Below are 25290 nucleotides of genomic sequence, written 5' to 3'. Positions count from 1 at the left end.
TTTTCCATTGTCAACAATTTTTTGCAGTTTTTTTACAAGTTTTTTACAGATAGCAAATATTGAAATGTGCTTCCCCTTCTCTGTCGATATCCATTACCACATAAGACGGTCTTTTTCCTTCCTGTCTCGGATAGGAAAGGCTGCCCGGATTCACAGCGATCACTTCTTTCCCGATCTCTATGACCGGTCTGTGCGAATGTCCGTAAAATACAATATCAACGCCCCGGCGGACCGCTTCTTCCTTGATGATTTCACTGTTCATGGAAACATAGTAATTATGTCCGTGCGTGATCCAGACCTTGTATTTTCCGATAGTCGTCTCGATCTCCCGCGGCAGTTTGGAGAAAAAATCATTATTTCCCATCACAATAAGCGTCTCACAGCCAGCCCTTTCGCTGATCGCATATTCACTTCCCTCTGCATCCCCGCAATGGATCACAAGATCTATCTTTCCGAGTTTTTCGATCACTTTAAAATAATTCTCATTGTGGCGATGTGTATCACTTACAACCAGTATCTTCATGCTTCATCCTTACACAATTCTTTTATTTTATCTTTCATCAGCCGCAGTGCTTTTCCGCGGTGACTGATCGCGTTTTTCTGTTCCGGTGAGATTTCCGCAGAGCTTTTTCCAAACTCCGGCAGGTAAAAGATCGGATCATATCCAAACCCATTCTCTCCCTTGATCTCATAACCGATACGGCCTTCCATGGTCGCCTGTGTTGTCTTTGTCGTCCCATCCGGGAGAACAAGTGCCATAGCACATACAAACCGCGCTGTACGCTGCTCCTCTGGTACATCTTTCAGTTTTTCCAGAATCTGCTTGTTTTTGATCGCGTACGGGGTATCATGTCCCAGATATCGTGCGGAATAAATGCCCGGTTCTTTATTCAGATAATCGATCTCCAGGCCGGAATCATCTGCAAGTGCCGGAACACCCAGTGTTTTTGCCACCTGTGTTGCCTTTATGATGGCATTTTCTTCAAAAGTCGTTCCGTTCTCTTCTATTTCTCCCTGAAAAGCCGTTTCTGACAGCGGAATGATCTCAATTCCCATGTCCTGTACCATCATGGCAACTTCCCTGACTTTTCCCTGATTTGTACTTGCTAATACGATCTGTTTCACTTTCCCATCTCCTTGTATGCCAAAAGCACAGCATCACAGATGCCCTGTGCCACTTTTTCTGTATATGCATCTTTTTGCAGCAGCTTACGTTCCTGCTGGTTACTCAAAAAGCCCATGTCAAGCTGTGCGACCGGAATCATGGCATCCCTGATCACCGCATTGTCATCCTGACCCGATATAATATCCAGTGCCTTTTCATTGGTCGTTTCCGCAACCTTGGTAAGCAGCAGATAAGCAAGATCCGCGCTGGAGAAATCCGGTATAAAATACTGTGCATTGTATTCTGTCTGGATTCCGTAAACCGTCGTATCCTCCGTCGACGTTACATGGACGCTGATCAGCATATCTGCCTGCAGTGCATTGGCAAAGTCCACTCTGTCCTGTCCGCTGCGGTCGCTGTCATCTTCTCTTGTATAATAAATCTGTATGCCCTGCGCCGAAAGCAGTTCTCCTGCTTTCTTTACAGTTGCAAGCGTTATATCTTTTTCCTGCAGGCTCACATCCTGTGCCATGGCAGTTTCTCCCGCATCGCTTCCGCCATGCCCGGCATCTAGAACGACAATCCTGTCATAAAGCGTGACCGGTGCCTGCAATGTAATCTCTGCCTCTGTTCCCACAGTTTCCTGCTGCAAATGCACAGAAGCCTCCTGCGGCTGATTTAAAACAAATGTAAAAAGGATCGTATCCTGTTCTTCTTTTACTTCACTTTCCACAAAAGAAATATTCTGCAGGATCGGACGTTTCTGAAAATACTGTCTGTCCAGCTGCTTGCCGCCCGCTTCTTTCCGTAGACGGATCGTCACCTTTTTTGCCATACAGTCGCTCTGCACTTCTATATCCTGCTCTGCCACACCATCCGGCAACTGCAGCAGAAGTGTATTCTCTGCCAGTGATGCATCGTACTGCATGCAGTTTTCCTGCCCTGTTATTTCGGTCGGCAGATTTGCCGTTTCTTCTGCCTGCACGCCTTTTCTGCCCTGATATACGAGCAGACACAGGCTGACCGCAAATACCAGAAGACAGGCTGTCACATAGGCTTTTGCTGCTTTTCCTGTCATGATCTGCTCCCCGGCTTCGGCCCCATAAACTGATAATAATAGGTTTTTAACATACCATTATAGATCTTGCGGTTTTTATCTGCCTTTCTGCCGATCATCTGCTGTGCATCCTCATAGGAGGTGATCACATAAAGCGACCAGGAATCAAGCTGTCTGTAGCGTTCGCCCAGTGTACGGTAAATGGACGCGATCGTATTTTTATCTTCCAGTCGTTCTCCATACGGCGGATTTGTAATGATAAACCCGTATTTTTTCGGATGGCTGAGCGCCTCTACGCCTCTGCGCTGGAAGTGGATATACTGCTCCACGCCTGCCAGTTTTGCATTTTCTCTTGCAATTCTTACCATCTCATCATCAATATCATAGCCCTGAATATCCGGCATCTGGCTGAAATCAACCAGCTCCGCTGCCTCATCCATGCAGGCGTACCACTCTTTTTTCGGAATGATGTGTGTCCAGCTTTCTGCCAGAAAGCTGCGGTTCATGCCCGGTGCCATATTGGCAGCCATCATAGCTGCTTCGATCGGGATCGTACCGCTTCCGCAGAAAGGATCCACCAGAATCCTTGTCCTATTCCATGGTGTCAGCATAATCAGTGCCGCTGCAAGATTTTCTGCAATCGGGGCTTTTGCCGTCAGCTTTCTGTAGCCTCTCTTATGCAGTGATTCTCCGGTTGTATCCAGAGAAACCGTCACTTCATCCTTATGCAGAAAAACACGCACCGGAAAAGCATCTCCGTCCTCCGGGAACCAGTTCACCCGATAAACCTTGCGCATCCGCTCTACCATGGCTTTTTTCATGATCGACTGGATATCCGATGGGCTGAACAGCTTACTTTTGACGCTTGCAGCCTTGGTGACCCAGAATTTGGCATTCTGTGGCAGATATTCTTCCCACGGAAGTGCCTTTGTTCCCTCAAACAGCTCATCAAACGTTTCCGCATGGAACTGTCCTACTTTAATCAGTATTCTTTCTGCTGTACGCAAAAAAACATTGGCACGACAGACTGCCTCAGCGTCACCGATAAATGTGACACGGCCATCTTCGACCGATGTTATTTCATACCCTAATTCTATAATTTCTCTTTTTAACACTGCTTCCAGCCCGAAATGGCATGGTGCAATACACTCAAATGTTTTCATACGCTTATCTTAAAATGATTTTTCCGGGCTGTCAATATAAATGATGCTATGTAAAGCAGGACATGCCTGCTTTTGATTACTGATCGTTTTTATTAGACTGTTTATCCTTGTAGTCAGAAGTGCAGGATTTTGTGTCACTTGCATTTTTGTATGCCTGTTTTGCACTGTTCTTAGACTGTTCATCCTGACTGTTCTGTGCACTGTTCTTTGCGTTTGTTTCATTCTTTGCCATAACTGTTTCCTCCTTCATTTTGTGTTGCAGTACTAGTATTCGGAGGATTTTAATTTTTATGCATATTCGGTCTTATTTTTTTCATAAATGGTCACTCAGGCAAAATAATTCTTGATAATTTTTCTAAAATATCCTATAATCTAATCATACAACAGCAATCCCCAATTGCTCTGTTGTAAGAATAGTATTTTTATTTATACTCCCCAAAAAAGCCTATCACCCCTGATAGGCTTTTTAATTTTGTTTCTTTATCGATTATTTTTAAAAAAGGAAAAAATCAGAAAAACAAATGCCAGAACAAATAAGAATGGCAGAAGTGCACTGACAACAGAAAAGATCAGTCCGATGATCGCACACAGCACGACCAGAACCGCTACGATCACAAGTGGGACGAGCAGCCTGCCACTTTGGAATCCCCGGTGCTGCTTTTGCATGCCCTGCTCGATCTCCGGCTCTGCCGATTCTCCCTTACTGCCCTCCGCCGCAAGAATACTTTTTGCAAGCAACGCAGGATCTCCCAGCTTCTGTATCGTCTCTTCCTCCAAAATCCCCTTTGCAGCTTCCATTGCAAAATAATCTTTATAATAAGAAATGATGTCTCTCAGTTGATCAGGATCCAGTCGATCCCACAATTTCCGCTCCAACGCGTCGATATATTCTTCTTTACTCATCTGTAATGCCTCACTCCTTTCCCGCTGTCTGTGCCTCTTCCAGCTTATCAAACACCTTCTGCAGGATCATAGATGTTGCATACGCCTGCACAGCAAACATGACCAGAAGCCACAAGTACCATGTATATGCCAAAAGCAACGCACTTGCAGCCAGCGCAAGCGCCGGTACAAACCAGATGATAAATACAACCAGCCACGTCTTAAAGTTTGACACAGAAATAATCAGTGTATTCTTGATGTAATTGCCGATCGTATTTTCATATCTTGCAATGATCGGGAACAGAAACGGCAGTAAAAAGGATAACAGCACCATTTCAAAGCCAATCAGAACCACCATAAAACTGGTTGTCTGTCCTGCGGACTGTATCATATACGCGTATTCCGCATATACAACGCCGAGATACACAAGGATGACCGCCCACATTTTGGTGCCCACCTTGAAATTCTGCCTGAATGCCTTCCAGAAGCCTTTCCACATCGTACCGTCTTCATTTCTGACCATTTTGTTAGTCATGGTAAACAGCGCTGTCACAGAAGCACCTATTGTGATAACCGGAATACAGGACAGCAAAAAGGTCAGATTCAATGCAAACAGATCTCCAAACCGTTCCAGCGCTTTGATAATCGGATTTCTGGTATCCGTTCCCTTTTCCATCCGATTCAGTGGATTGTTTTCCCCTGTCAGTTCTTCCTCTTCTTCCATCTGCGCAGCAATCTCAGAGATCGTACGTCTTTCTTCTGTTTCCTGCACTTTATCATTCTGCAAAATATCGCTCATTTTCATATCCCTTTCCGGATCATTTGCATGACCCAGTTCTTATTTTACCATCTTTCCCCCAAAAAGACTATTAAATAAGCATAAAATAAGAGTTTTGCCCATTTTGCAAATAAAAAAGCACATACCCGAAGGTATGTGCTTTTAATTTGCAAATATCAACCTTTAACAGCACCAACTGCAAGACCAGATACGATGTTCTTAGAAAGGATGAGGTATACGATGATAACAGGTAAAATAGAGAATGTGATCATCATGTAAACCTGACCCATATCAAACTTCAAATAGTCAGCAGAACGAAGTGTTGCGATCAAAATAGGAAGTGTCTTCTTATTGTCATCTGTCAAAATTAAGGCAGGTGTGAAGTAGTTATTCCAGCTTCCTACGAATGAGAAGATTGCCTGAACCGCAATAGCCGGTTTCATAAGTGGAAGTGCAATCTGGTTAAATGTTCTGAACTCGCCGGCACCATCGATACGAGCTGCTTCTAACAGTTCCAGAGGAAGTGTACTTTCCATGTACTGCTTCATGTAGAAGAATACGGCCGGAGCTGCGATTGCCGGTATGATCAGCGGAATGAAAGAGTTCATTAAGTGCATTTTTCTCATTAACTGGATGAAACCAAGTGCAGTTACCTGTGTAGGGATCATCATAATACCGAGAATAAATGTGAACATAAATTTCTTTAATTTGAAATCATATGCATGGATTGCATATGCAGTCATTGTTGAGAAGTATGTACTCAATAATGCTGTAAAACCAGCTACGATAACACTGTTAAGCAGACCGGAAAGAATCGGGATGTTACTGCTGTGTAACAAGCTGTTTACGTTCTTCAGCGCGTTTGTACTTGGCAGGGCACTGAAACCCTTTGTTAAATCTGCATGTGAACGTGTTGAGTTTACAAATAATACATAGAACCAGAACAGACACATAATAGTTACAATAACGAGAACTACATATGAAATGACTCTTCTAGTCTTTACATTTAAACCTTTAGATGATGCATTCATATTTTCGCCTCCTATTTCTCTGATGCCTGGTTCATCTTAAATACGATGACACTCAAAATACCGGTTACAATAAACAGGATAACTGAAAGCGCACCACCAAGACCGTAGTTCTTAGAATATAAGTGCTTATTCAGATACATGATCAGTGTCATTGTTGTACGAGCCGGATTACCCTGACCATTTGTTAAGATCTGTGGTACATCGTACATCTGCAGACCACCGATCAGAGATGTAACCATTACGTATACCAGAATAGGTCTTAAAAGTGGTAATGTGATCTTGAAGAATACCTGTGTAGAAGTAGCACCGTCAACTTCGGCTGCTTCATATAAGGATGTATCAATACCTAACATACCTGCCAGTAATAAGATTGTCGTATTACCAAACCACATTAAGAAGTTCATGAATCCAACTAAGGATCTTGCGCTTCCTGCGTGTGACAGGAACTTGTAAGGCTCGCTCAGAATGCCCATCTGCATCAACAAAGAGTTGATCGGACCACCATCTGAGAACAATGTAAAGAATAACATGGCAAAAGCTGATGCCATGATTAAGTTCGGTAAGTAAATAACAGTTTTAAAGAACTGCTGATGTTTTAATCTCAGGCTCGGATCTGAGAACCAAGCACCAAGAAGTAATGAAAGAAGGATCTGAGGAACAAATCCGATGATCCACATGATCATTGTGTTGCCTAAGTATTTAGGCAGGTCACCCGTTGTAAACAGGGTCGCATAATTCTGGATACCAATAAATGTAGGTCCAACTTCTGTTAAACCATTTTTAAAATAGTGTTCAAAGAAACTATTATAGATCGTGCTAATCAGAGGAATCAACTGAAAGATAATAAATACTACAATAAAAGGAATTAAGAAAATGTAGCCCCACCGATTATAACGAAGAACAGTTCCGCTTTTCTTTTTAGCCATACTGTACCACACCTCCGCATGTTATTTTTCCAAACCTGTCTGTTAAAAAAGTGCGCCTGTCCGGCTGACCGCCAAACAGGCGCACTAGCTATTTCGCTATCTTACTATGCGATTCCTAAATCTTAGTATGTAAGTTCAGGATATTTTTCAGTAATAGCTGTGTAGAATGCATCAAGTGCTTCATCATATGTAGCGTAGTTGCCATCGAAGTAGCCTGTCATAGCATTCTGGAACTCTTCGTTACATCCCTGATCGTACTCTGTGATGTTAGAAAGAGAAATCTTATCAGCACCTGCACAGAACATAGCCAGTGGATTCTGTCCGCCTAATACAGGGAATGCATAAGAATCATCCTGAGCTGCTGCTTCCATAGCTGGCTTGTTGTTTACGAAGTCGCTATCTGCTTTAACGATGTCTGTCATGATTGTTTCATCTGTTGTAAGTTTTCTCATGATATCTGCAACAAGGTTAGCATTGTCTGTACCTGTAGCTGCTGCGATCCATGTACCACCCCAGTAGAAGCCCTGAGGACCTTCACAAGCACCCCAGCCACCTGCGTTAGCGATAGAACCTTCTGTATCAGCTGCCATAGAGAAGTTGATTAACCAAGCTGGTCCAAAGTAGCAGAATACTTTTCCGTCTGGATAGAAGCCTTTGCTCCAGTCATCTGACCAAAGAGCCTGTGTTCCACAGTATCCGTTGTCAGCCATTTCCTTAGAAGCGTCAACCCATGCTTTGATGTTGTCATCGATCTGGATCTTTCCATCAACAACCCAAGGAGTTGTTACGTTGTTAGAGTATGTACGGAATGTATCGTTTGTTGTAGCTGTCATCTTGTAGCCAGCATCTTTCATTTCTGCTGCTGTAGCATTGAATGTAGCCCAGTCAGAAACCTTAGCCTGTACTGTATCTGGATCATCAGAACCGAAAACTTCTTTAGCTGCTTCACGGTTGTAGATCAGAACACCAGGACATCCCTGCCATGAAAGACCCTTTAAGTTTCCGTCAGAATCTGTCATGATATCTTTTGTATACTGATACTGGTTAGCTAATTCAGAATCTTTGATTCCAAGATCAGCTACTGGCATACAAAGATCTGTGTTAACATACTTTAATGCGTAGTCAGCTTCTACTAAGAACATATCAACCTTGTCATCTGCTGCTGCATCTGCGTTTCCAGGAAGAGTAGCATCCAGGTTGTTCTGGTAAGCGTTGTCTGTAGATGGTGTAGATGTGAACTTAACTTCAACATCACCGATCTTACCACCTGCTAAAGCATCATCAGGATCATTTGCTTCGTATCCCGGATAGTGATCTTTCAGACGGTTAGCGAACTCGTCGTTCCAGCAGTAAATGTTAAGAACTTTACCTGTATCTTCTGGAAGCTCTACATCTGCTTCTTCATCTGTTGCAGCATCAGTTGCGTCTGTTGCATCTGTTGCTTCATCTGTTGCAGCGTCTGTTGCTTCATCTGTTGCTGCGTCTGTTGCTGCAGAATCATCTGCTGCATCGTTGCTGCTACCGCATCCTACTAAAAGAGATGCTACCATAGCTGTTGAAAGAACTACACTTAATAATTTCTTTTTCATTCTTTTTTTGTCCTCCTCTAAAAAATGTTTGAAATAAAGTGTTGGTTAATAGTACCTTGCATTTATTAAAGTATCACTTGCGTGATATAAATGCCTTTATTGGCTTGCAACTGTCGCCCCCGGTAAAAGGATGCCCGGCACGGTGATGGATGTAATCTCCGTCGTACTCGGTCTCTCGATCAGAGCGATCAGTTTTTCCGCTGCCAGCATTCCCATCGTCTTGGTGTCCTGCTTGATCGTCGTCATCTTCGGCTCTATCTTAGTCGCCAGTGAGATGCCATCATATCCTGCTACCGAAACATCTTCCGGAATGCGGAGCCCTGCGGCTTTTATTACATTGATGCCACCATATGCAGCATAGTCATCCGGGAACAAAATACAGGTAGGCGGATCCGGCAATTTTAAAAGTTCTGCCGTTGCGATCGCCGTTCTCTGGATATCCCGATAATCGGTCTCCCGGATATATTCTTCCGGAACAACAATATCATGTTGTTCCATCACTTCCCGGAAGCCTGTCAGACGCTGCCTTGTGACTGCGGAATCACGGCCGTGTATGTATGCGATCTTTGTATGCCCCTTTTTAATAATGTAGGAAACCAGATCTGTGATCCCTTTCTTATTATCGGAAGCAATACTGATGCGGTTGGGGAATACCCTGTCGATCGTCACGACCGGAAGATTACTTTCGATCAGTTCGATCACTTCGGGATCTTCAAAGTTGACACATGCAATGACAACTCCATCGAAGCCCCTGTAGCGGCTGTGTTCCAGATAAGACATTCTGTCTTTTCTCTGCTTATTGCAATTAAGGAATGTGATATCGTATCCCTGCGCCTCTGCCGTGACCTTAAAGCTGTCAAGCAGATGTGAAAAGTAGTTATGTGTCAGACCACTGTGTGCTTCTTCCACAAACAGGACACCGATGTTAAATGTCTTATTTGTTTTTAATGCTCTGGCAACTGAATTGGGGAAGTACCCCATATCCTTCGCTACCTTCTTAATATGTAGCTTCGTCTCCTCGCTGATATCTCTGTGCCCATTCAGTGCTTTACTGACTGTGGCAACGGAAACGTGGCAAGCAGCAGCTATATCTTTCATGGATACCATGTCTTCTCCTCTCAAGGAAAACATGAAAATTACTTAATCGTTTTCGCCTTTTTAATATATTACAATTTGGATAATTTGGCAATGGTTTTTTACTTTTTTTTGTATAGTTTCTATATTTTTGGTACTATTTCACAATTTTGGCGATCCGTTTTTGAACAGTTCATACACAGTTCGTTTACATTTTGTTCATATTTATAATAAACCCTTTTCTTCTATATTACAACTATTAAAATAAGTTTGTTTTTGCCAGCTTTTGCTTGCTTTTATTCCGGGCATTGAGTATAATTTTGTCTGTAAAGATTTCAAAATCTTGTCTTACTTAATCGTTTTCTAAGTTTTCGCAAATTTAAATTACGAAAGGACATAGAATTATGAAATTTGGTTATTTCGATGATGACAGAAGAGAATATGTCATCACATCTCCAAGAACTCCATATCCATGGATCAACTACTTAGGAACACAGGGGTTCTTCTCTCTGATCTCCAATACAGCAGGCGGCTACAGCTTCTACAAGGATGCACGTCTTCGCCGTATCACACGTTATCGTTATAATAATGTACCGATCGATATGGGAGGCCGTTACTTCTATATTAATGAAAACGGTACGATCTGGAATCCGGGCTGGTCTCCGGTCAAGACAGAGCTTGACTCTTATGAATGCCGTCATGGTATGGGCTACACTGTTATCACAGGTAAGAAAAACGATCTGAAAGCAGAAGTTACTTTCTTCGTACCACAGAACTACGACGGTGAAGTACAGCAGGTTGTCCTGACAAACGAGGGCTCCCAGGATAAAGAATTCACACTGTATTCTTTCGCTGAGTGGTGTTTATGGGATGCACAGGATGACTGTACAAACTTCCAGAGAAACTTCTCTACAGGACGTGTTGAAGTAGTTGGATCTACTGTATATCACAAGACAGAGTACAGAGACAGACGTAATCACTTCGCTTTCTATACTGTAAATGACGAGATCGACGGTTTTGATACAGACAGAGATGCTTTCATCGGTATGTACAACGGCTTCGGCGATCCACAGGTTGTTACAAACAACGCACCGACTAACTCCATCGCAGACGGCTGGTCTCCGATCGCTTCCCACTGCAAGAAGATCAAACTTGCACCGGGTGAAAGCAAGACACTCGTATTCGTACTCGGTTATGTAGAAATGCCGGAAGATCAGAAATTCGAGGCAGACGGCAAGACGATCAACAAAGTAAAAGCACTTGCCATGATCGACCAGTACAACACACCCGAAAAGGTTGCTGCCGGAATGGCAGAGCTGAAAGCATACTGGGATCACCTGCTTGGCATCTTAAATGTCAACACACCGGATGAAAAAGTAAACCGTATGGTAAACATCTGGAACCAGTACCAGTGTATGGTAACCTTCAACCTTTCCCGTTCCGCTTCCTACTTTGAGTCAGGTATCGGACGTGGTATGGGCTTCCGTGATTCCAACCAGGACGTTCTCGGATTCGTTCATCAGATCCCGGATCGTGCAAGAGAAAGAATCATTGATATTGCTTCTACACAGTTCCCGGATGGCGGATGCTACCATCAGTATCAGCCACTGACAAAGAAAGGTAACGCAGATATCGGCGGAGACTTCTCAGATGATCCGTTATGGCTGATCCTTTCCGTTTCCGCATATATTAAGGAAACAGGCGACTGGACAATCCTGGATGAGATGGTTCCTTATGATAATGATATGTCTATCGCACAGACAATGCTGGAGCACTTAAAAGTTTCCTTCTACCACATTGTAGACAACTTAGGACCGCATGGTCTTCCACTTGCAATGCGTGCTGACTGGAACGACTGTATCAACCTTTCCTGCTTCTCCGATACACCGGGTGAAAGCTTCCAGACTTACACAAATCCGAAGTTCGCTGCTGAAGGCGGTTACTCAAAGGTTGCTGAGTCTGTTATGGTTGCTACTTTATTTACCTATGCAGGTCCAAACTACGTTGCTATCTTAAAGCACCTTGACAAAGACGACGAAGCTGCAAAAGCACAGGCTGAGATCGATAAGATGAAAGCAAACGTTATGGAATCCGCATGGGACGGCGACTGGTTCCTGCGTGCATACGATGCAAACGGCGAAAAGATGGGATCTAAGGAATGTGAAGAAGGTCAGATCTTCATCGAGCCACAGGGCTTCGCTATCATGTCAGAGATCGGTAAAGATCAGGGCGCTGATCTGAAGACTCTGAAAGCGATTGACGAGAGATTAAATACAAAGCACGGTCTTGTTCTGAACAACCCTGCTTATACAAAATACTATGTACAGTACGGCGAAATCTCCACATATCCGGGCGGATATAAAGAAAATGCCGGTATCTTCACTCACAACAATGCATGGATCATCTGTGCTGCCGCTTACGCAGGCCAGGGTGATCAGGCATTTAAGTATTATTCAGAGATCGCTCCTGCCTTTACAGAAGAGACTTCAGATCTGCACAAGACTGAGCCATATGTATACGGTCAGATGATCGGTGGTAAGGACGCTGGTTCTGATATCGGGCAGACCGGTAAGAACTTCGGTCAGGGCAAGAACTCATGGCTGACAGGTACTGCTGCATGGAACATGGTTGCTATTTCCCAGTACATCCTTGGTATCTCAGCAGACTTCGATGGTCTGAAGATTGATCCATCTATCCCTGCTGCATGGGATGGTCTTACTGCAACACGTCAGTTCCGCGGTGCTACTTATGACATCAGGGTTTCCAATCCTTCTCATGTCAACAAGGGTATCAAGAGCGTAACAGTTGACGGTAATGCGATTGAAGGCAATGTCATTCCTGCATTCGGCGACGGTAAGACTCATACAGTAGAAGTTGTTATGGGCTAATCCATTACAAATATTAAGGGCTTCGGCATTTGCCGAAGCCCCTTTCTTTTTCTTCCTATAATTTTATACAAGCGGTCCGAACAGCCTGAACACATGACCGCCAATCCGGTACCAAAGCGGCAGATCCACGCAAAACTGCATATCGATTTTCCTGCACTTCTTAAGCGTTTCCTGATAGTCCTTTTCTATATCCAGAATGACCGGATTCTTATAAATAAAGGTTGCACATTCAAAATGCTCATACAGACTTCTGAAATCCAGATTGATACTGCCAACCACCGCCTTCTTATCGTCTGAAACAAATTCCTTTGCATGTACAAAGCCCGGCGTGTATTCGTAAATCTTTACGCCTGCTTCCAGAAGCTGTGGATAATACGTCCTTGCAATTGCAAAGATGATCTTTTTATCCGGTATATGGGGCAGGATCAGCTTCACATCCACGCCTCTTCTCGCCGCATAAGTCAATGCTGTAACGAGCTCGTTGTCTATGATCAGATAAGGCGTCATTATATGCACATATTTCTTTGCCTTATACAGGATATCCAGATAAACACTCTCTGCAATATCAAGGCGGTTAATCGGATCGTCATTGAACGGGATCACATAGCCCGGTGCCATGGGCGCACCATAGCGCGGCAGATATGTTTCATACTCACCCTCCCCCGTTTCTGTCATATACCACATCTGTAAAAACATGATTGTAAAGCTTCTGACTGCCTCACCTTCCAGCTTGACCGCCGTATCCTTCCAGTGCCCGAAACGTTTTTTCAGATTCATATATTCATCTGCCAGATTGATTCCGCCGTTATATGCCACCCTGCCATCGATCACGGCGATCTTGCGGTGATCTCTGTTATTCTGATGCGTGGACAGAAGCGGTTTGATCGGCGAAAACATCTTTGCCCGGATTCCCTTTTCCCGAAGTTGCTGCGGATAACGGTATGGAAGGGATACAAGTGCACACATACCGTCGTACATGACGCGTACTTCCACGCCTTCTTTTACTTTCCGTTCCAGTATTTCCAGCACATGATCCCAGACTTCTCCCTGATTGATGATAAAATATTCCAGAAAGATAAAATGCTCTGCCCGCTCCAATTCCTTTAAAAGATCTGCGTATTTTTCTTCTCCCGTGGAGAAAAACGTTACATTCGTATGATCGTAAGTCGGAAAACCATTCTGATTCTGAATATAATGCCCCAGATTACGGATTCCGGTACTTTCTTTTTTCAGTTTTTCCACAACATGATATTCTGTCCGCAGATACGGCTTTGTCTCATCCTTTCTGCGATTTAGCAGCTTTTGCAGTCCCCGATTTCCGGGATTCAGCATGATAAAGAAATAGAATCCGATCCCGAAAACCGGCACAAGACAAATCGGAAGCACCCATGCCAGCTTAAACGCAGGGTTATCCTCACTGTTGATGATATAAACGATTGCAGCCATACCAACCAGGTTACTGAGTGTGATCAGTTCTTTGGATAGTCTGACCATACGAAAAATGCCGCCCAGACATAATATCTGCAACAGCAAAAGCAGAATTGTGACCATAGTCCGGCTGAATATCAGACGGAACAGCACCCTGCCACCACTCTGCTTTACCTTTTTTGTTTTCTGGCGGATCCGTGACATTGACCCCTGTTGCATAAGCGCCTCCCACATTCCACTCTCATTTTTATTCCCGCATCATCATTCCACGATCGTGATCACATCATCTAAAATATAGGAAAATGTCGGTGATGAAGATGTTTCATTTTCTATATACGGTGTATTCAGGTCGATCCGTTTTGTACTATCATACGGGTCAACACCTGTCAGGTTTCCTGAAAATACCTGTTTTTTTCCGCTGACCAGCTCATTGATCGTATCTTCAACGATCTGATCCGTTTCCTTTGGTACAATTGCTTCATTGATATCCAGAATACGTACCCAGTTCTTATCCAGCCCTGCCATGGCATCCTGTCCGTATGTCTTACCGTCTATGCAGTCTTCGATCTTTTTGTCATGCAAAAGCGCATAGATCGACTGCTCAAAATAATAGGAATAATCCACACAGCTGCTTACCAGTGATCTTGTCGGCGCAACATCCGTCATACTCTGATTATAGCCAACATGATACACCGGAATACTGCCTCCTGCATTTTCGCAGGCCGTTGCCGGTCCTATTGTGTCGGAATGCTGCGAAATGAGTACGCAATCCTGTTCGATCAGTTCCGTTGCCACCTGTTTTTCCATGGAATAATTTGACCATGTATCCGTATATTTGACAAGCATCGTTGCCTCGGGCACAACCGATCTGACACCCAGATAAAATGCCGTATAACCGGATATGACCTCTGCATACGGAAATGCCGCAACATAACCGATCTTTGCCTGCTCCGGCGTAATGATCCCATTTTCTATCATTTCTTTTAATTTCACACCCGCCACAACACCACAGACATAACGTCCCTGATAAATCGTGCCATAACAGTTGTGGTAATTGGAAAGAACCGGTTCCTGATTGGCATTGTCCCCCGTTGGAACGCAAAACTGGATCTCCGGATGCTTTTCCGCCACCTCTTTCACAACCGGACCATAACCGTAGCTTGCTGCGATGATATAATCACATTTTTCAGCAACCAGCTCCTGCAGCGGTTCCTCGATCTGATCTTCCGTTACATTATATTTGGTAACACATTCGATCTGATCTCCGTACACTTCCATCACATGATTTCTTGCTTTGATAAAATTCTCTGTATATGGTGTGATCTCATCACCGACAAAGATAAATCCGACTTTCAGATGCTTTTCTTCCGTTCTCGTGATACGATGCACGCCAACTGCCAGGATACACATGATCAGAGAAGTGATAATACATAAAGTGTATGTCCGTTTCATCCTACTTATCCTCCTTAGACTTTGCATACAGTTTTTCCACATCAATCGTTCCATCTTCGATCAGGGACAGTAAAATATCTACCAGCTTCGGATCAAACTGTGTTCCGCTGCAACGCTTCAGTTCGCCAATCACAAAATCAATATCCAGTTGTTTTCGATAAACACGGTTTGCCGTCATGGCATCAAACGCATCGGCAATACCGATGATCCTTGCATCTAACGGGATCTCTTCTCCCTTCAGTCCCGCACAGTATCCTGTTCCGTCATATCGTTCATGGTGATACAACGCACCAACGCTCACATTGTCGATCATTGTAAAATCCTTTAAGATTTCACCACCTCGTGTTACGTGTGTTTTCATGATCGCATATTCTTCATCCGTCAGTCTGCCCGGCTTATTCAGAATTGCATCCGGAATACCGATCTTACCGATATCATGCAATAGTGCCATCTGACGGAGATTTTCACATTTTTCCTTTGTGTAATGCAACCGTTTTGCGATTGCCACAGAATACTCCGATACACGGAAGGAATGCTCACTTGTATTGGAATCCTTCGCATCAACTGTCCGGGCAATGGAAAGAATGGTTTCATTCCCCATCTGGATCTGTTTCTTTGCGTATTCCAACTCATATTTCTGCTTCAGCAGCGTTCTCTGTGCCTGTGTTCTTGTAATGAACCATGTGATCCAGATCAGTACAAGTCCCGCAATAAAGATAACGTATAACCGGAACCACCAGTTCTGGTACATCTCGGTTTCTTTTTCTATCTTATAGTTTGCCGATTCCACAACCGCACCATCCGCACTGTCCAGGATCGCGATCCGGAATGTATAAATACCGGGTTTTAGTTTCTGATAGGTCAGCTTGTCCAGCTCACTTAACAGACAGACAGAAGCCTTTGTATCATAGCCTTCCAGATAAACGCTGACATATGGATCATTCATGGAATAATTTAATACTTCCGGTTCCAGCACGATCGTATCCGCCTGTGGAGAAAGCCGGAATGTATCCACACGGTCAATATCAAATTTTTCACCATCCACATAAATATAATCCAGAATCATACGATAGGATTTTGCCGTCATATCATACTGTGACATATTGACCTTTACTACACCGCTGTCACAGCACAGATACAGTTCATCCCCCTCCCGGTACATCCATGCATTGGCAACCAGCGAAGAACGGAATCCCCGTTTTGCATTGATCAGCAGATAATCCGTTTTCTTATCTGCCATCAGATCCTTTGTTTCCGCCACATAAATGCCGGCGCTGCTCAAAATCCAGCAGGTTCCGTCCGCATCGCAGATCATATCAAAATTATTACTGTATGGGAAATTCTTCAGATACTTTATGCTTCCGTCCGGCGATCTGTAACACAGACCGTTACTGGTCACAATGTAAATACCGCCGGATACCGGATCCGCAACCATACGCAGAATCACGTTCGAAGACAGTCCATCCTCTCTTCCGATATGCGCCACGATCCTGTCATTTCTGATCTGTGTGATCCCACCACCGTCAGAACCAATATAAAAGCTGTCACCGTCCGCCAGCAGACAGAGCGATTTTTCATTCACCAGACCGTTTTCTGCCGTAAAAACCTGTATGACCTCATTTTCAGAAAGGACTGCCACACCATAATCTCCCGCAGTCACGATCCTGCCATCCGAAAGCTCACAGATATTTCGGAAACGTGTACCAGGCATACCATCTTCTTCCGTAAAATTACGGATCCGGTATGTACCGTTTGCCGCAGAAACCTGATAGATTCCCATTCCGGTCGTTGCGATCCATAACCGATCCTGGCTGTCTACCGTCAGGCAGCGCACTCTTGTATTCTGCAGCAGTTCACTGAGTTCATTTTCTACCCTGCTCTTTTCATCCCCTCCCAGAATGACAAGTCCCTGATCCGTTCCGCAGAAAAGCAGCCCCTGCCACTTCTGTGTGGTATTGACAACAGCCGTTTCTCCGATTTCCCGGAACAGCTCCGTAAAAGGCGACTGACACAGCTCCATCAATCCGAGACGCGAAGAACTGAGCCAGAGGTTCCCCTGATAATCTATCAGCATATTATCGATAGAACTCGTAAATTTACCGGTACTCATCTTTTCATAAGTGCCGTTTTTCTGTAATATGGCAACGCCTGTATCAGAACAGACAAAAATTTGATTTTCGTCTGTCATATAAAAAGAATTGATTGCCTCAATCCCATCCATGGCAGTTGTCTGAAGCAGCTTCAGCTGCTCATTTTCCGTCTGATAAAGCAGAACCTGATCGTCTTCTGTTGCGGTCAGCAGCAGGTCATCTGCAAAGCAGGCTGTACTTAGCGGCTTGTTCTGCACAAATCCCTGCGGTGCCTGTGCAATTTCGCCGTCTTTCAGCCAATAGGTCTTTCCTCTTTCTGTCACGATCACGACATTTCCATTCCCGTCTGCTGACATATCCATCACATTTTTGATCTGCCTGTAAGACTTGGTTACCTTTACGCCACTGCTTAAAGATACCTGTGAAAGCCCCTCTGTTGTGCCTATATAATAATTGCCGTTGGAATCACAGACAATGCTTTTTACGGAATTGGATAAAAGTCCGTTTTCATCATCCAACACATTCATCACATGCTCATTGATCAGAATCGTCACACCGTCGTCATTTGTCCCGACCCACAGTCTGCCTTCTTCATCCACATATAAGCAGTTTACATTTTTAATGGATTCTATATCCTGAAACAGCTTGAACCTGGTACCATCATAGCTGAACAGACCCGCATAAGTACCAATCCAGAGCTTTCCATCCTTTGTCTGCGCGATATCATTGGCTTCTCCGGATAACAGGCCTTCTTCCTTTCCATATTCCATTTGAATATAGGCATCATAATCAGCTGCTTCCCCTGCCTGTGCAGTTTCATTCTGCAGAAGAACACCTGCCATAACAAGCAGCAGAACAAGCAGTGTATCGACCCGTTTTCTCGTCCTTCGGAACCTGCTCAATCTGATACACAGATACACAATCTCCACGCAGAGCAGCTTATCTAAAAATTCCACGCAGAACTGCCCGAGCAGATTTGCAAGATAGATAGGGAACCCATTGTCGATACAGAGCTCTATCACCTGGTTTCCCCAGATATTTCCACTTTGTCCGTCATATAATGCTGTGTTGAGCACAACCGCAACGCCTGTTGAAAACAATGCCAGACCCATACCAAGTGTCATTGTCCTGAACTGGCTTTCAAATACCTTCTTCTTTGCGAAATAACCGACCACTACGCCAAGAAGCGCCCCGACAATACAATACACGGATTGCTGATCGACAAAAATACCGTAAATGATATTATTGGCAAATCCCACAATACCACCGCAAATCGGTCCTGCCATATAAGCGATCAAAAAAGTACCTATCGAATCGCACCAGATTGGCAATGTCAGTCTGTCTGCCACTGTACGTCCCAACAGATCGACTGCCAGTGCAACTATCGTCCATAGAATGATCCTGTGCTCTTTTTTATTTTTCATTTGTATTTCCCCTTACCACTCTTTTTCCTCTTACACAATACATAAATCCATTCAAAGTAAATTATATCATACTTTGCGTATCATGAAAATATGCAGATGTCACAGAAGAGTGCCATAAAATGCAGAAACCGAGTAATCTATTGACAGAAAAATATGATTGAAATAAAATAAACTTGTTTATTGATAAATATATTTATTTTATTATCGGGAGGTTTTATATGCCGGCAAAAAAACAGATCACACACGATATGATCCTAGAAGTTTCTTTAAAAATCTTAAAGGAAAAAGGCTTTGAAGCCATTACGGTCAAGGAACTCGCAAAATCCCTGCACTGTTCCACACAGCCCATTTATTTATCATTTACGGGAATGGATGAACTGCGGAATGAACTGATCCCACTGGCTGTCAGAGAATTCAGAACCGTCATGGAAAAAGGAAGTCCGGACGGCGCTATCCGCCTTTATGACAGGACATACATTCGTTTTGCACAAAACGAACCCAGACTCTTCTGCTTTTTATTCATGCGTGCAAACGCATTTACCCAGACAAAGCGCCTGCTTTTTCCCATTATCGACCAGTCCGTAAAGGAATTTATAACGCTTTACGGAATCAGTTATGAGGAAGCAGATAACCTGCATGATCATCTGTGGATGCACACACATGGTATCGCATCCATGATCGCTACAGATTTCTGCGACTGGAATATGGAAAAAGCAGAACATATGCTGACAGAATGTAAGGAGGCTTTTTTGAAGAAATATGAAAAATGAAATGTTTTCCAATAAGGATCTGAAAAATCTGATCCTTCCACTTTTTGTGGAACAGTTTCTTCTGATGTTTGTCGGAATTGCCGACACCTTTGTAGTCAGCTTTTCCGGCGAAGCAGATGTATCCGGTGTTTCTCTGGTAACGTCTTTCAATACGGTTCTGATCTTCTTATTTACAGCCCTGTCATCGGGCGGTGCAGTGATCATCAGCCAGTATATCGGGAAACAGGACAAAAAAGAAGCTTCCCGGTCAGCCAGTCAGCTTTTATTAATATCCATACTGATCTCGATCGCATTGTCCGCTCTGATCCTTTTATTTAAAGATCAGCTGCTACATCTGCTGTTTGGAAAAATTGAACCGGACGTAATGCACGCCTGCGAAAGCTATCTTATAATCACAACCTTTTCTCTTCCGGCGCTGGCTGTCTATGATGCAGGTGCCGCACTTTGCAGAAGCATTGAGAAAACGAACGCGACCATGTATATTTCGGCTGTCACAAATCTGCTGAATATCATCGGAAACTGTATCGGCGTATTTGTATTTCATCTAGGAGCTGCAGGTGTGGCATATCCCTCACTGATCACCAGAATGCTTTCCGCCGTTGCTGTTACTGCTTACTGTTTTTATCCAAAACTCCCCGTTACTTACCGGCTGGCTTCTCTGATCAGATGGGATGGTTCACTGCAAAAGAAGATCATGGGCATCGCATTGCCAAACGGAATAGAGAACGGTATCCACCAGCTTGTCAAAGTTGCGCTTTCCAGCATGGTAGCTTTATTTGGGACTTATCAGATCGCTGCAAACGGTGTAGCACAGAGCATTTGGTCGTTGGCTTCTATTATGGGACTTGCCATGGCTCCCGTCTATACAACCGTGATCGGACAATGTATGGGGGCCCGTGATATTGATGCGGCAAATGATTATTTTAAAAAGCTGAACAAGATCACGCTTGTTCTGTCTATTATATGGAATATCTTTGTCTTTGCAATCACACCGCTGATCATCCGCTATTCCGCAATTTCGGCTGAAGCAAAATCTCTGGTGATATGGCTTGTCCTGATCAACAACATTTTTAACGGACTGGCATATCCGTTTGCCGGGTCACTCGGTAATGGGCTGCGGGCTGCGGGAGATGTCAAATTTACAATGCTCACCTCTATTTCGCTGACCATTGCCGCAAGACTCTTCTTCTCTGCATTGTTCGGACTCGTATTTGGCTGGGGCGTTATCGGCGTTGCACTCGGTATGAGCATGGATCTTGTTTTCCGTGGTATCATTTTTATACACAGATATCATTCACAAAAATGGACACAGTTCCACTTAATTTAAAAAGGATATAAAAAAGGCATCCTGAATCTTCGGGATGCCTTTTGCAGCGTGCGTGAAAGGATTCGAACCCTCGACCTTCTGGTCCGTAGCCAGACGCTCTATCCAGCTGAGCTACACGCACATATGCTTTGTTACGTCACTCGCAACATCATGTATTTTATATGATTCTGTATTCTTTGTCAACTGTTTTCGTATATTTTTTCATATATTTTTTCACATAATCCGCACATATTTTACACATATATTATCACATATTTAAGGGGCGGAAGTTTCCGCCCCGTCTTATCCTTATTCTGCGTCTGATGCTTCGTCAGTTACTGCCTCCGCTGCATCATCCGTTTCCGCACTGTTATCGGAAACAACCGATTCGAGCTTGATCAGATCGTCTGCCGTTTCCTGAAAGCTGCCACAGAGCCCGCTTGTCATCGTATAAACCACATCCGGCTGCTGATCGGTCATAAAGTAATAGCAGTTTGCTGTCGCATTGTGATCGCCGACCGTAAAGGTATACGTCTGATCCGCTGTTGTGACGGTAATGACGTTTGCCGGATCCTCCAGCCCATATTCGGACAGATCTGTCACACCATCGATTTCTTCGTCCGCTTCTACCTTTGTCACATTGGCAAGCATACTCGTGATCCGGTCATTATCCATATGAAGTTCTGTATTCTGATCATAGCTCCAGTTACCATCTATTTTGGTGAAAGATAAAGTCTCTCCATTGAGCTGATAGGAAAATGCCTCTATCGCATCCGCATCGATCTGCGCCACCTGGATCTTATCTGCATCTTCCTTTTCCTCCTGCTTCTTATTATAGCTTTGCAGGAAGAAATAACCACCGATCAGAAGAACAAGCACAACCAGTAAAATGATCATCTGTATTTTCTGTTTTTTCATCGTCTTCTCCTCCTTACCCAGATCACAATACCGGCTACAAGGAGTAATACCGGCAGAAGGATCACGGTAGTCAGTCCGAGGAATACGAACTGATTCTGCGGAACCGTAATATTTTCCTGTGTATACTCTTTTACAGGAATGGAAACAGAACTCTGTTCGTCTGACAGATCATTGATCACACGTGTAAACAGCTGCAGGTTGGAACCGCCGACCATCTGGCTGGACGCATCCGTAAAAAGGTTCTCGGAAGAGAATACAAACAATGTACTTGTTGTATCATCTGCTGTTTTCTCTACTTTTGCGCCCAAAGTAAACTGTCCTGTTTCATCGCCATCTTCTGCTTCATAACTCGTCATGCTCTGCGGATCATCCTTTACAACCGCATTTTCACTTGTCACAAGCATCTGTGTCACGGAAAGGGCATCGTTTTCGGAAACAGTCAGTCCCTGTGCATACGGAGCAAATACATACTTAGAATCTGCGAAATCGGAAGTATAAGTGTTGCTCTTGACTTCCGGAATCAGATAAAACGGATTCTGATAATAATGTCCGTTATCGATTTCTGCCAGAATACCTTTTGTCACAGATACCCCATATTCATCCAGAATAGATTTAAAATTCGTCATATCTTTATCCGTATAGGTCGTCACAACAATGGCTTTCCCGCCTGCTGCCATATAATCTTTTACTTTCTTGGCATCATCCGTGGAAAAATCACTGAGCGGAGCCAGAATCATGATGGCATCCGCATCATCCGGGATCGCATCCTGATCCATCAGGTTTAGATCTTCTACGGTCAGATTTGCCTTTTCCATCGCTGTCTGGAAGGAACTGTCAAGTTCCTGTTCATCATGTCCTGTGATCCGGTAAACAACAGGCATCTCTGCTGCCGTCACATAATCGAGCGCACTTGTGATCCTGCCTTCTCCGTCATATCCGGTCGTCTGCTGGGAATAGGTGTTATAATCAAGCTGCGTTTCATACATATCCGCATAGGAGATCACTTTGTTTCTCTTTTCTCCCACTACGATCAGACTGTTTTCCTGCAACGTATCACTTGTATAATCCGATGCAAAATTCGGATATTTAACCGGATCCTTATATTCTACTTTAATATGAGAAGATTCACTTTCATACTTGGAAAGTGTCTGGGAAATCGTTTCGTCCAGTGTACTCTTCTTTCCATATACATAGATCGTAACATCTTCCTGCATGTTCTTTAAGAACTGCACCGTATCATCCGTCAGGGAATACAGATGATTACTCGTCATATCAATGCTGGATACAGAAAGTGGAAGCTGATCCGCAACCAGATTGACAAGTACCGTTACCGCGATCGCGACGGCGATCATTCCGCTGCTGAATACGCCTGTTTTCAGACTCTTGACGGAAATGCTCCATCTTCTCTTCTGGATGGACTGACAGGTCAAAAACATAAGCAACAGGATAACGGTTACAAAGTAGATCACAGCTTTCAGATCCAGTGTTCCTGTCAGAAAAGCTGAAAATCTTGTGTAAAAATCAAAGCATCCAAGAATCTTTGTCAGTATATTGCCTTCTGAAGAAATCATATTGCAAAGCCCGCTCATGATATAGCAGACAAAGAGAGCAGCAAAGGATAGTACTGCCGCGATCACCTGACTTTCCGTCAGAGAGGAAATAAACACACCGACTGCCATACAGGCCAACCCATATAAATAAAAGCCCAGAATCGCTGTATACGCTTCTGCCAGCGGAACATTACCGAACCTTGTCAGGATCAGCGGATACAGACAGATCACCAGCATCGGGATCGTAAAGATGGAAACCAGTGCCAGAAACTTTCCCGCAATGATCTTGCCCAGAGAAACCGGTGCTGTCAAAATGAGCTGATCGGTTTTATTTTTTCGTTCTTCCGCAAGACAGCGCATGGTCAGAATCGGAACTGCCAGAAGCAGGATAAAACCGCATGCACTGATCACGTTTGAAAAATAAGCACTACCGTATAACAGGTTGGTTGCTGTAAAATACAATCCGACAAAAAAGAGGATCGCTGCCATGAACAGCCAGCCTATCACCGTATGTAAATAACTCTTAAATTCCCTTTTCCATATCGCCAGCATTGTCTGTCTCCTCCTTCTGCTCTGTTTCTGCCGTCTGCGTATTCTCTGTCGCAGCAGTCTCTGCTGCATCCTGTCCGGATGCTTTTCCGCTCTCCTGTTCCTTCGTCAGTTCCAGGAATACGTCCTCTAAGGATTTACTCGTCATCTTCATCTCATAAATTGGAAGTTTATGCTCTGCCATATAATAGAAGATCTCTTCCCGCAGATCTTCTTCCTTTTTATAATGAAGCTCCATCTGCCACAGATCATTTTCCGCATTCTGCGAAATATGAACTTCTTCAATCGCCGTATAGCGTTCTTTCAGTTCATTTTCCGCAGCCCTGACTGCATCCTCTGCGCCGCGAAGCTGCATGGAAAGTACGTTGTCGCCGCTCATCAGCCGGCTCAGATTTTCCGGTGTATCACTTGCCACCAGTTTGCCGTGTGCAATGATCATGATATGATCACAGACTGCACTGACTTCCGGTAAAATGTGTGAACTCAGTATTACTGTATGTTTCTTGCCCAGACTCTTAATCAGCTGTCTGATCTCTATGATCTGCATCGGATCCAGTCCGACTGTCGGCTCATCTAAAATAATGATCTTCGGATAGCCTAAAATTGCCTGCGCCAGACCGACTCTCTGCTTATAGCCTTTGGAAAGGTTCTGGATCAGTCTGTCCTGCATGGATGTGATCTTCGTCAGCTCCATAACCTCTTCGATCTGCTTCTGTCGTTCCTTTTTGTCGATCTTCTTCAGTTCTGCCACAAATGCCAGATATTCTTTTACGGTCATGGCATCATAGACAGGTGGAAGCTCCGGCAGATAACCAATATTCTTCTTGGCTTCCTCCGGTTCCTTATAAATATCATGTCCGTCAATTTTGATTTCTCCGCTGGTTGCTCCCAAGTAACCGGTCAGCATGTTCATCGTGGTTGATTTTCCTGCCCCGTTCGGGCCCAAAAAGCCATATATCTGCCCTTCTTCTACCTGAAAGGACAAATCATCCACTGCCACATGATTCCCATATTTTTTCGTCAGATGATTTACTTCTATCATGGTCTGCCTCCCTGTACCATCTTATATTTGCCCCTATCATAATTTGAAATTGTGAAAAAAAGGATATGATTTTGTGAAAAAAGTGTGTAGAAATTGTGATATGCTATTTGACACAGACTGTATGCTATGATAACTTATTATCTATGGGTAACCACTCTGGAGAGTCTCTCGCCCGTTTCGGGAAGAGAGCGCCGAAGGTGTAAGGCTTAGCAGCCAATCTCTCAGGCACAAAGGACAGAGCATTACATATCTAATACGTATTGCATGT

The 25290-nt window shown here is 44.0% G+C and carries 20 protein-coding genes, 1 tRNA gene and 1 riboswitch; of the genes, 3 read left to right on the top strand and 18 right to left on the bottom strand.

Features of this window, described 5'->3' with window-relative positions; genetic code table 11:
* Nucleotides 1-43: 43 nt before the first annotated feature.
* The 11 genes from KQI22_RS07515 to KQI22_RS07465 all read right to left on the bottom strand — a co-directional run bounded on the left by KQI22_RS07515 (nucleotide 44) and on the right by KQI22_RS07465 (nucleotide 9629).
* Nucleotides 44-523 carry a YfcE family phosphodiesterase gene (locus KQI22_RS07515; protein WP_216551475.1) on the bottom strand — a complete coding sequence of 160 codons (480 nt, stop codon included), beginning with the start codon at nucleotides 521-523 and terminating at the stop codon, nucleotides 44-46.
* The gene (locus tag KQI22_RS07510; RefSeq protein ID WP_216551474.1) at nucleotides 520-1125 is read right to left on the bottom strand and encodes an XTP/dITP diphosphatase; all 606 of its coding nucleotides are present in this window, start codon (nucleotides 1123-1125) and stop codon (nucleotides 520-522) included. Before KQI22_RS07510 ends, KQI22_RS07515 begins: the two co-directional genes overlap by 4 nt.
* Nucleotides 1122-2183, bottom strand: a complete 1062-nt coding sequence (locus KQI22_RS07505) for an N-acetylmuramoyl-L-alanine amidase family protein (protein ID WP_216551473.1) — start codon at nucleotides 2181-2183, stop codon at nucleotides 1122-1124. Before KQI22_RS07505 ends, KQI22_RS07510 begins: the two co-directional genes overlap by 4 nt.
* On the bottom strand, nucleotides 2180-3325 hold the full coding sequence (locus KQI22_RS07500; RefSeq protein ID WP_216551472.1) for a THUMP domain-containing class I SAM-dependent RNA methyltransferase: 1146 nt from the start codon (nucleotides 3323-3325) through the stop codon (nucleotides 2180-2182). Before KQI22_RS07500 ends, KQI22_RS07505 begins: the two co-directional genes overlap by 4 nt.
* A gap of 76 nt (nucleotides 3326-3401) precedes the next feature.
* Entirely contained in the window at nucleotides 3402-3557 is a 156-nt protein-coding gene (locus KQI22_RS07495) for a hypothetical protein (protein ID WP_216551471.1), read from the bottom strand.
* 248 nt (nucleotides 3558-3805) lie between these two features.
* Nucleotides 3806-4228, bottom strand: a complete 423-nt coding sequence (locus tag KQI22_RS07490; RefSeq protein ID WP_216551470.1) for a DUF1700 domain-containing protein — start codon at nucleotides 4226-4228, stop codon at nucleotides 3806-3808.
* A gap of 10 nt (nucleotides 4229-4238) precedes the next feature.
* Nucleotides 4239-5006, bottom strand: coding sequence for a YesL family protein (locus KQI22_RS07485; RefSeq protein ID WP_216551469.1), 768 nt, complete (start codon nucleotides 5004-5006; stop codon nucleotides 4239-4241).
* A 155-nt stretch (nucleotides 5007-5161) separates the two neighbouring features.
* On the bottom strand, nucleotides 5162-6016 hold the full coding sequence (locus KQI22_RS07480) for a carbohydrate ABC transporter permease (RefSeq protein ID WP_216551468.1): 855 nt from the start codon (nucleotides 6014-6016) through the stop codon (nucleotides 5162-5164).
* An 11-nt stretch (nucleotides 6017-6027) separates the two neighbouring features.
* Nucleotides 6028-6942: a carbohydrate ABC transporter permease gene (locus KQI22_RS07475; protein ID WP_216551467.1), complete on the bottom strand. Its 915-nt coding sequence runs from the start codon at nucleotides 6940-6942 to the stop codon at nucleotides 6028-6030.
* Between the two features lie 122 nt (nucleotides 6943-7064).
* Entirely contained in the window at nucleotides 7065-8531 is a 1467-nt protein-coding gene (locus tag KQI22_RS07470; RefSeq protein ID WP_216551466.1) for an ABC transporter substrate-binding protein, read from the bottom strand.
* Between the two features lie 96 nt (nucleotides 8532-8627).
* Nucleotides 8628-9629, bottom strand: coding sequence for a LacI family DNA-binding transcriptional regulator (locus KQI22_RS07465; RefSeq protein ID WP_330623298.1), 1002 nt, complete (start codon nucleotides 9627-9629; stop codon nucleotides 8628-8630).
* A 380-nt stretch (nucleotides 9630-10009) separates the two neighbouring features.
* Here KQI22_RS07465 and KQI22_RS07460 point away from each other — a divergent pair, with 380 nt between their 5' ends.
* Nucleotides 10010-12493 (top strand): GH36-type glycosyl hydrolase domain-containing protein, encoded by a 2484-nt coding sequence (locus tag KQI22_RS07460; RefSeq protein ID WP_216551464.1) that lies wholly within the window; start codon nucleotides 10010-10012, stop codon nucleotides 12491-12493.
* Nucleotides 12494-12556: 63 nt separating this feature from the next.
* Here KQI22_RS07460 and cls read toward each other — a convergent pair whose 3' ends face one another.
* The 3 genes from cls to KQI22_RS07445 are packed head-to-tail and all read right to left on the bottom strand — an operon-like array spanning nucleotide 12557 to nucleotide 18887.
* On the bottom strand, nucleotides 12557-14125 hold the full coding sequence (gene cls, locus KQI22_RS07455) for a cardiolipin synthase (protein WP_442905253.1): 1569 nt from the start codon (nucleotides 14123-14125) through the stop codon (nucleotides 12557-12559).
* Between the two features lie 57 nt (nucleotides 14126-14182).
* The gene (locus tag KQI22_RS07450) at nucleotides 14183-15373 is read right to left on the bottom strand and encodes a BMP family ABC transporter substrate-binding protein (RefSeq protein ID WP_216551463.1); all 1191 of its coding nucleotides are present in this window, start codon (nucleotides 15371-15373) and stop codon (nucleotides 14183-14185) included.
* Nucleotide 15374: 1 nt separating this feature from the next.
* Nucleotides 15375-18887, bottom strand: a complete 3513-nt coding sequence (locus KQI22_RS07445) for an HD domain-containing phosphohydrolase (RefSeq protein ID WP_216551462.1) — start codon at nucleotides 18885-18887, stop codon at nucleotides 15375-15377.
* Between the two features lie 218 nt (nucleotides 18888-19105).
* On the opposite strand from KQI22_RS07445, the gene KQI22_RS07440 reads away from it, so the two are divergent.
* Complete coding sequence (locus KQI22_RS07440) at nucleotides 19106-19657, top strand: TetR/AcrR family transcriptional regulator (protein ID WP_216551461.1); 552 nt, start codon at nucleotides 19106-19108, stop codon at nucleotides 19655-19657.
* On the top strand, nucleotides 19647-20984 hold the full coding sequence (locus tag KQI22_RS07435; RefSeq protein ID WP_216551460.1) for an MATE family efflux transporter: 1338 nt from the start codon (nucleotides 19647-19649) through the stop codon (nucleotides 20982-20984). The genes KQI22_RS07440 and KQI22_RS07435 overlap by 11 nt, the downstream gene beginning before the upstream one ends.
* 47 nt (nucleotides 20985-21031) lie before the next feature.
* Here KQI22_RS07435 and KQI22_RS07430 read toward each other — a convergent pair.
* The 4 genes from KQI22_RS07430 to KQI22_RS07415 all read right to left on the bottom strand — a co-directional run bounded on the left by KQI22_RS07430 (nucleotide 21032) and on the right by KQI22_RS07415 (nucleotide 25022).
* Nucleotides 21032-21105 (bottom strand) — tRNA-Arg (locus tag KQI22_RS07430).
* A 167-nt stretch (nucleotides 21106-21272) separates the two neighbouring features.
* Entirely contained in the window at nucleotides 21273-21881 is a 609-nt protein-coding gene (locus tag KQI22_RS07425) for a DUF4340 domain-containing protein (RefSeq protein WP_216551459.1), read from the bottom strand.
* Nucleotides 21878-23983 carry a Gldg family protein gene (locus tag KQI22_RS07420; RefSeq protein WP_216551458.1) on the bottom strand — a complete coding sequence of 702 codons (2106 nt, stop codon included), beginning with the start codon at nucleotides 23981-23983 and terminating at the stop codon, nucleotides 21878-21880. Before KQI22_RS07420 ends, KQI22_RS07425 begins: the two co-directional genes overlap by 4 nt.
* Nucleotides 23955-25022, bottom strand: coding sequence for an ABC transporter ATP-binding protein (locus tag KQI22_RS07415; RefSeq protein ID WP_216551457.1), 1068 nt, complete (start codon nucleotides 25020-25022; stop codon nucleotides 23955-23957). The genes KQI22_RS07420 and KQI22_RS07415 overlap by 29 nt, the downstream gene beginning before the upstream one ends.
* A 146-nt stretch (nucleotides 25023-25168) precedes the next feature.
* Nucleotides 25169-25270, top strand: a riboswitch (glycine riboswitch).
* Nucleotides 25271-25290 lie beyond the last annotated feature (20 nt).

Origin of the sequence: Kineothrix sp. MSJ-39 (assembly GCF_018917935.1) — a bacterium.
GTDB lineage: Bacteria > Bacillota > Clostridia > Lachnospirales > Lachnospiraceae > CAG-194.
Note: the sequence above shows the minus strand (reverse complement) of the source record. Positions and strands in the feature narration are given on the sequence as shown.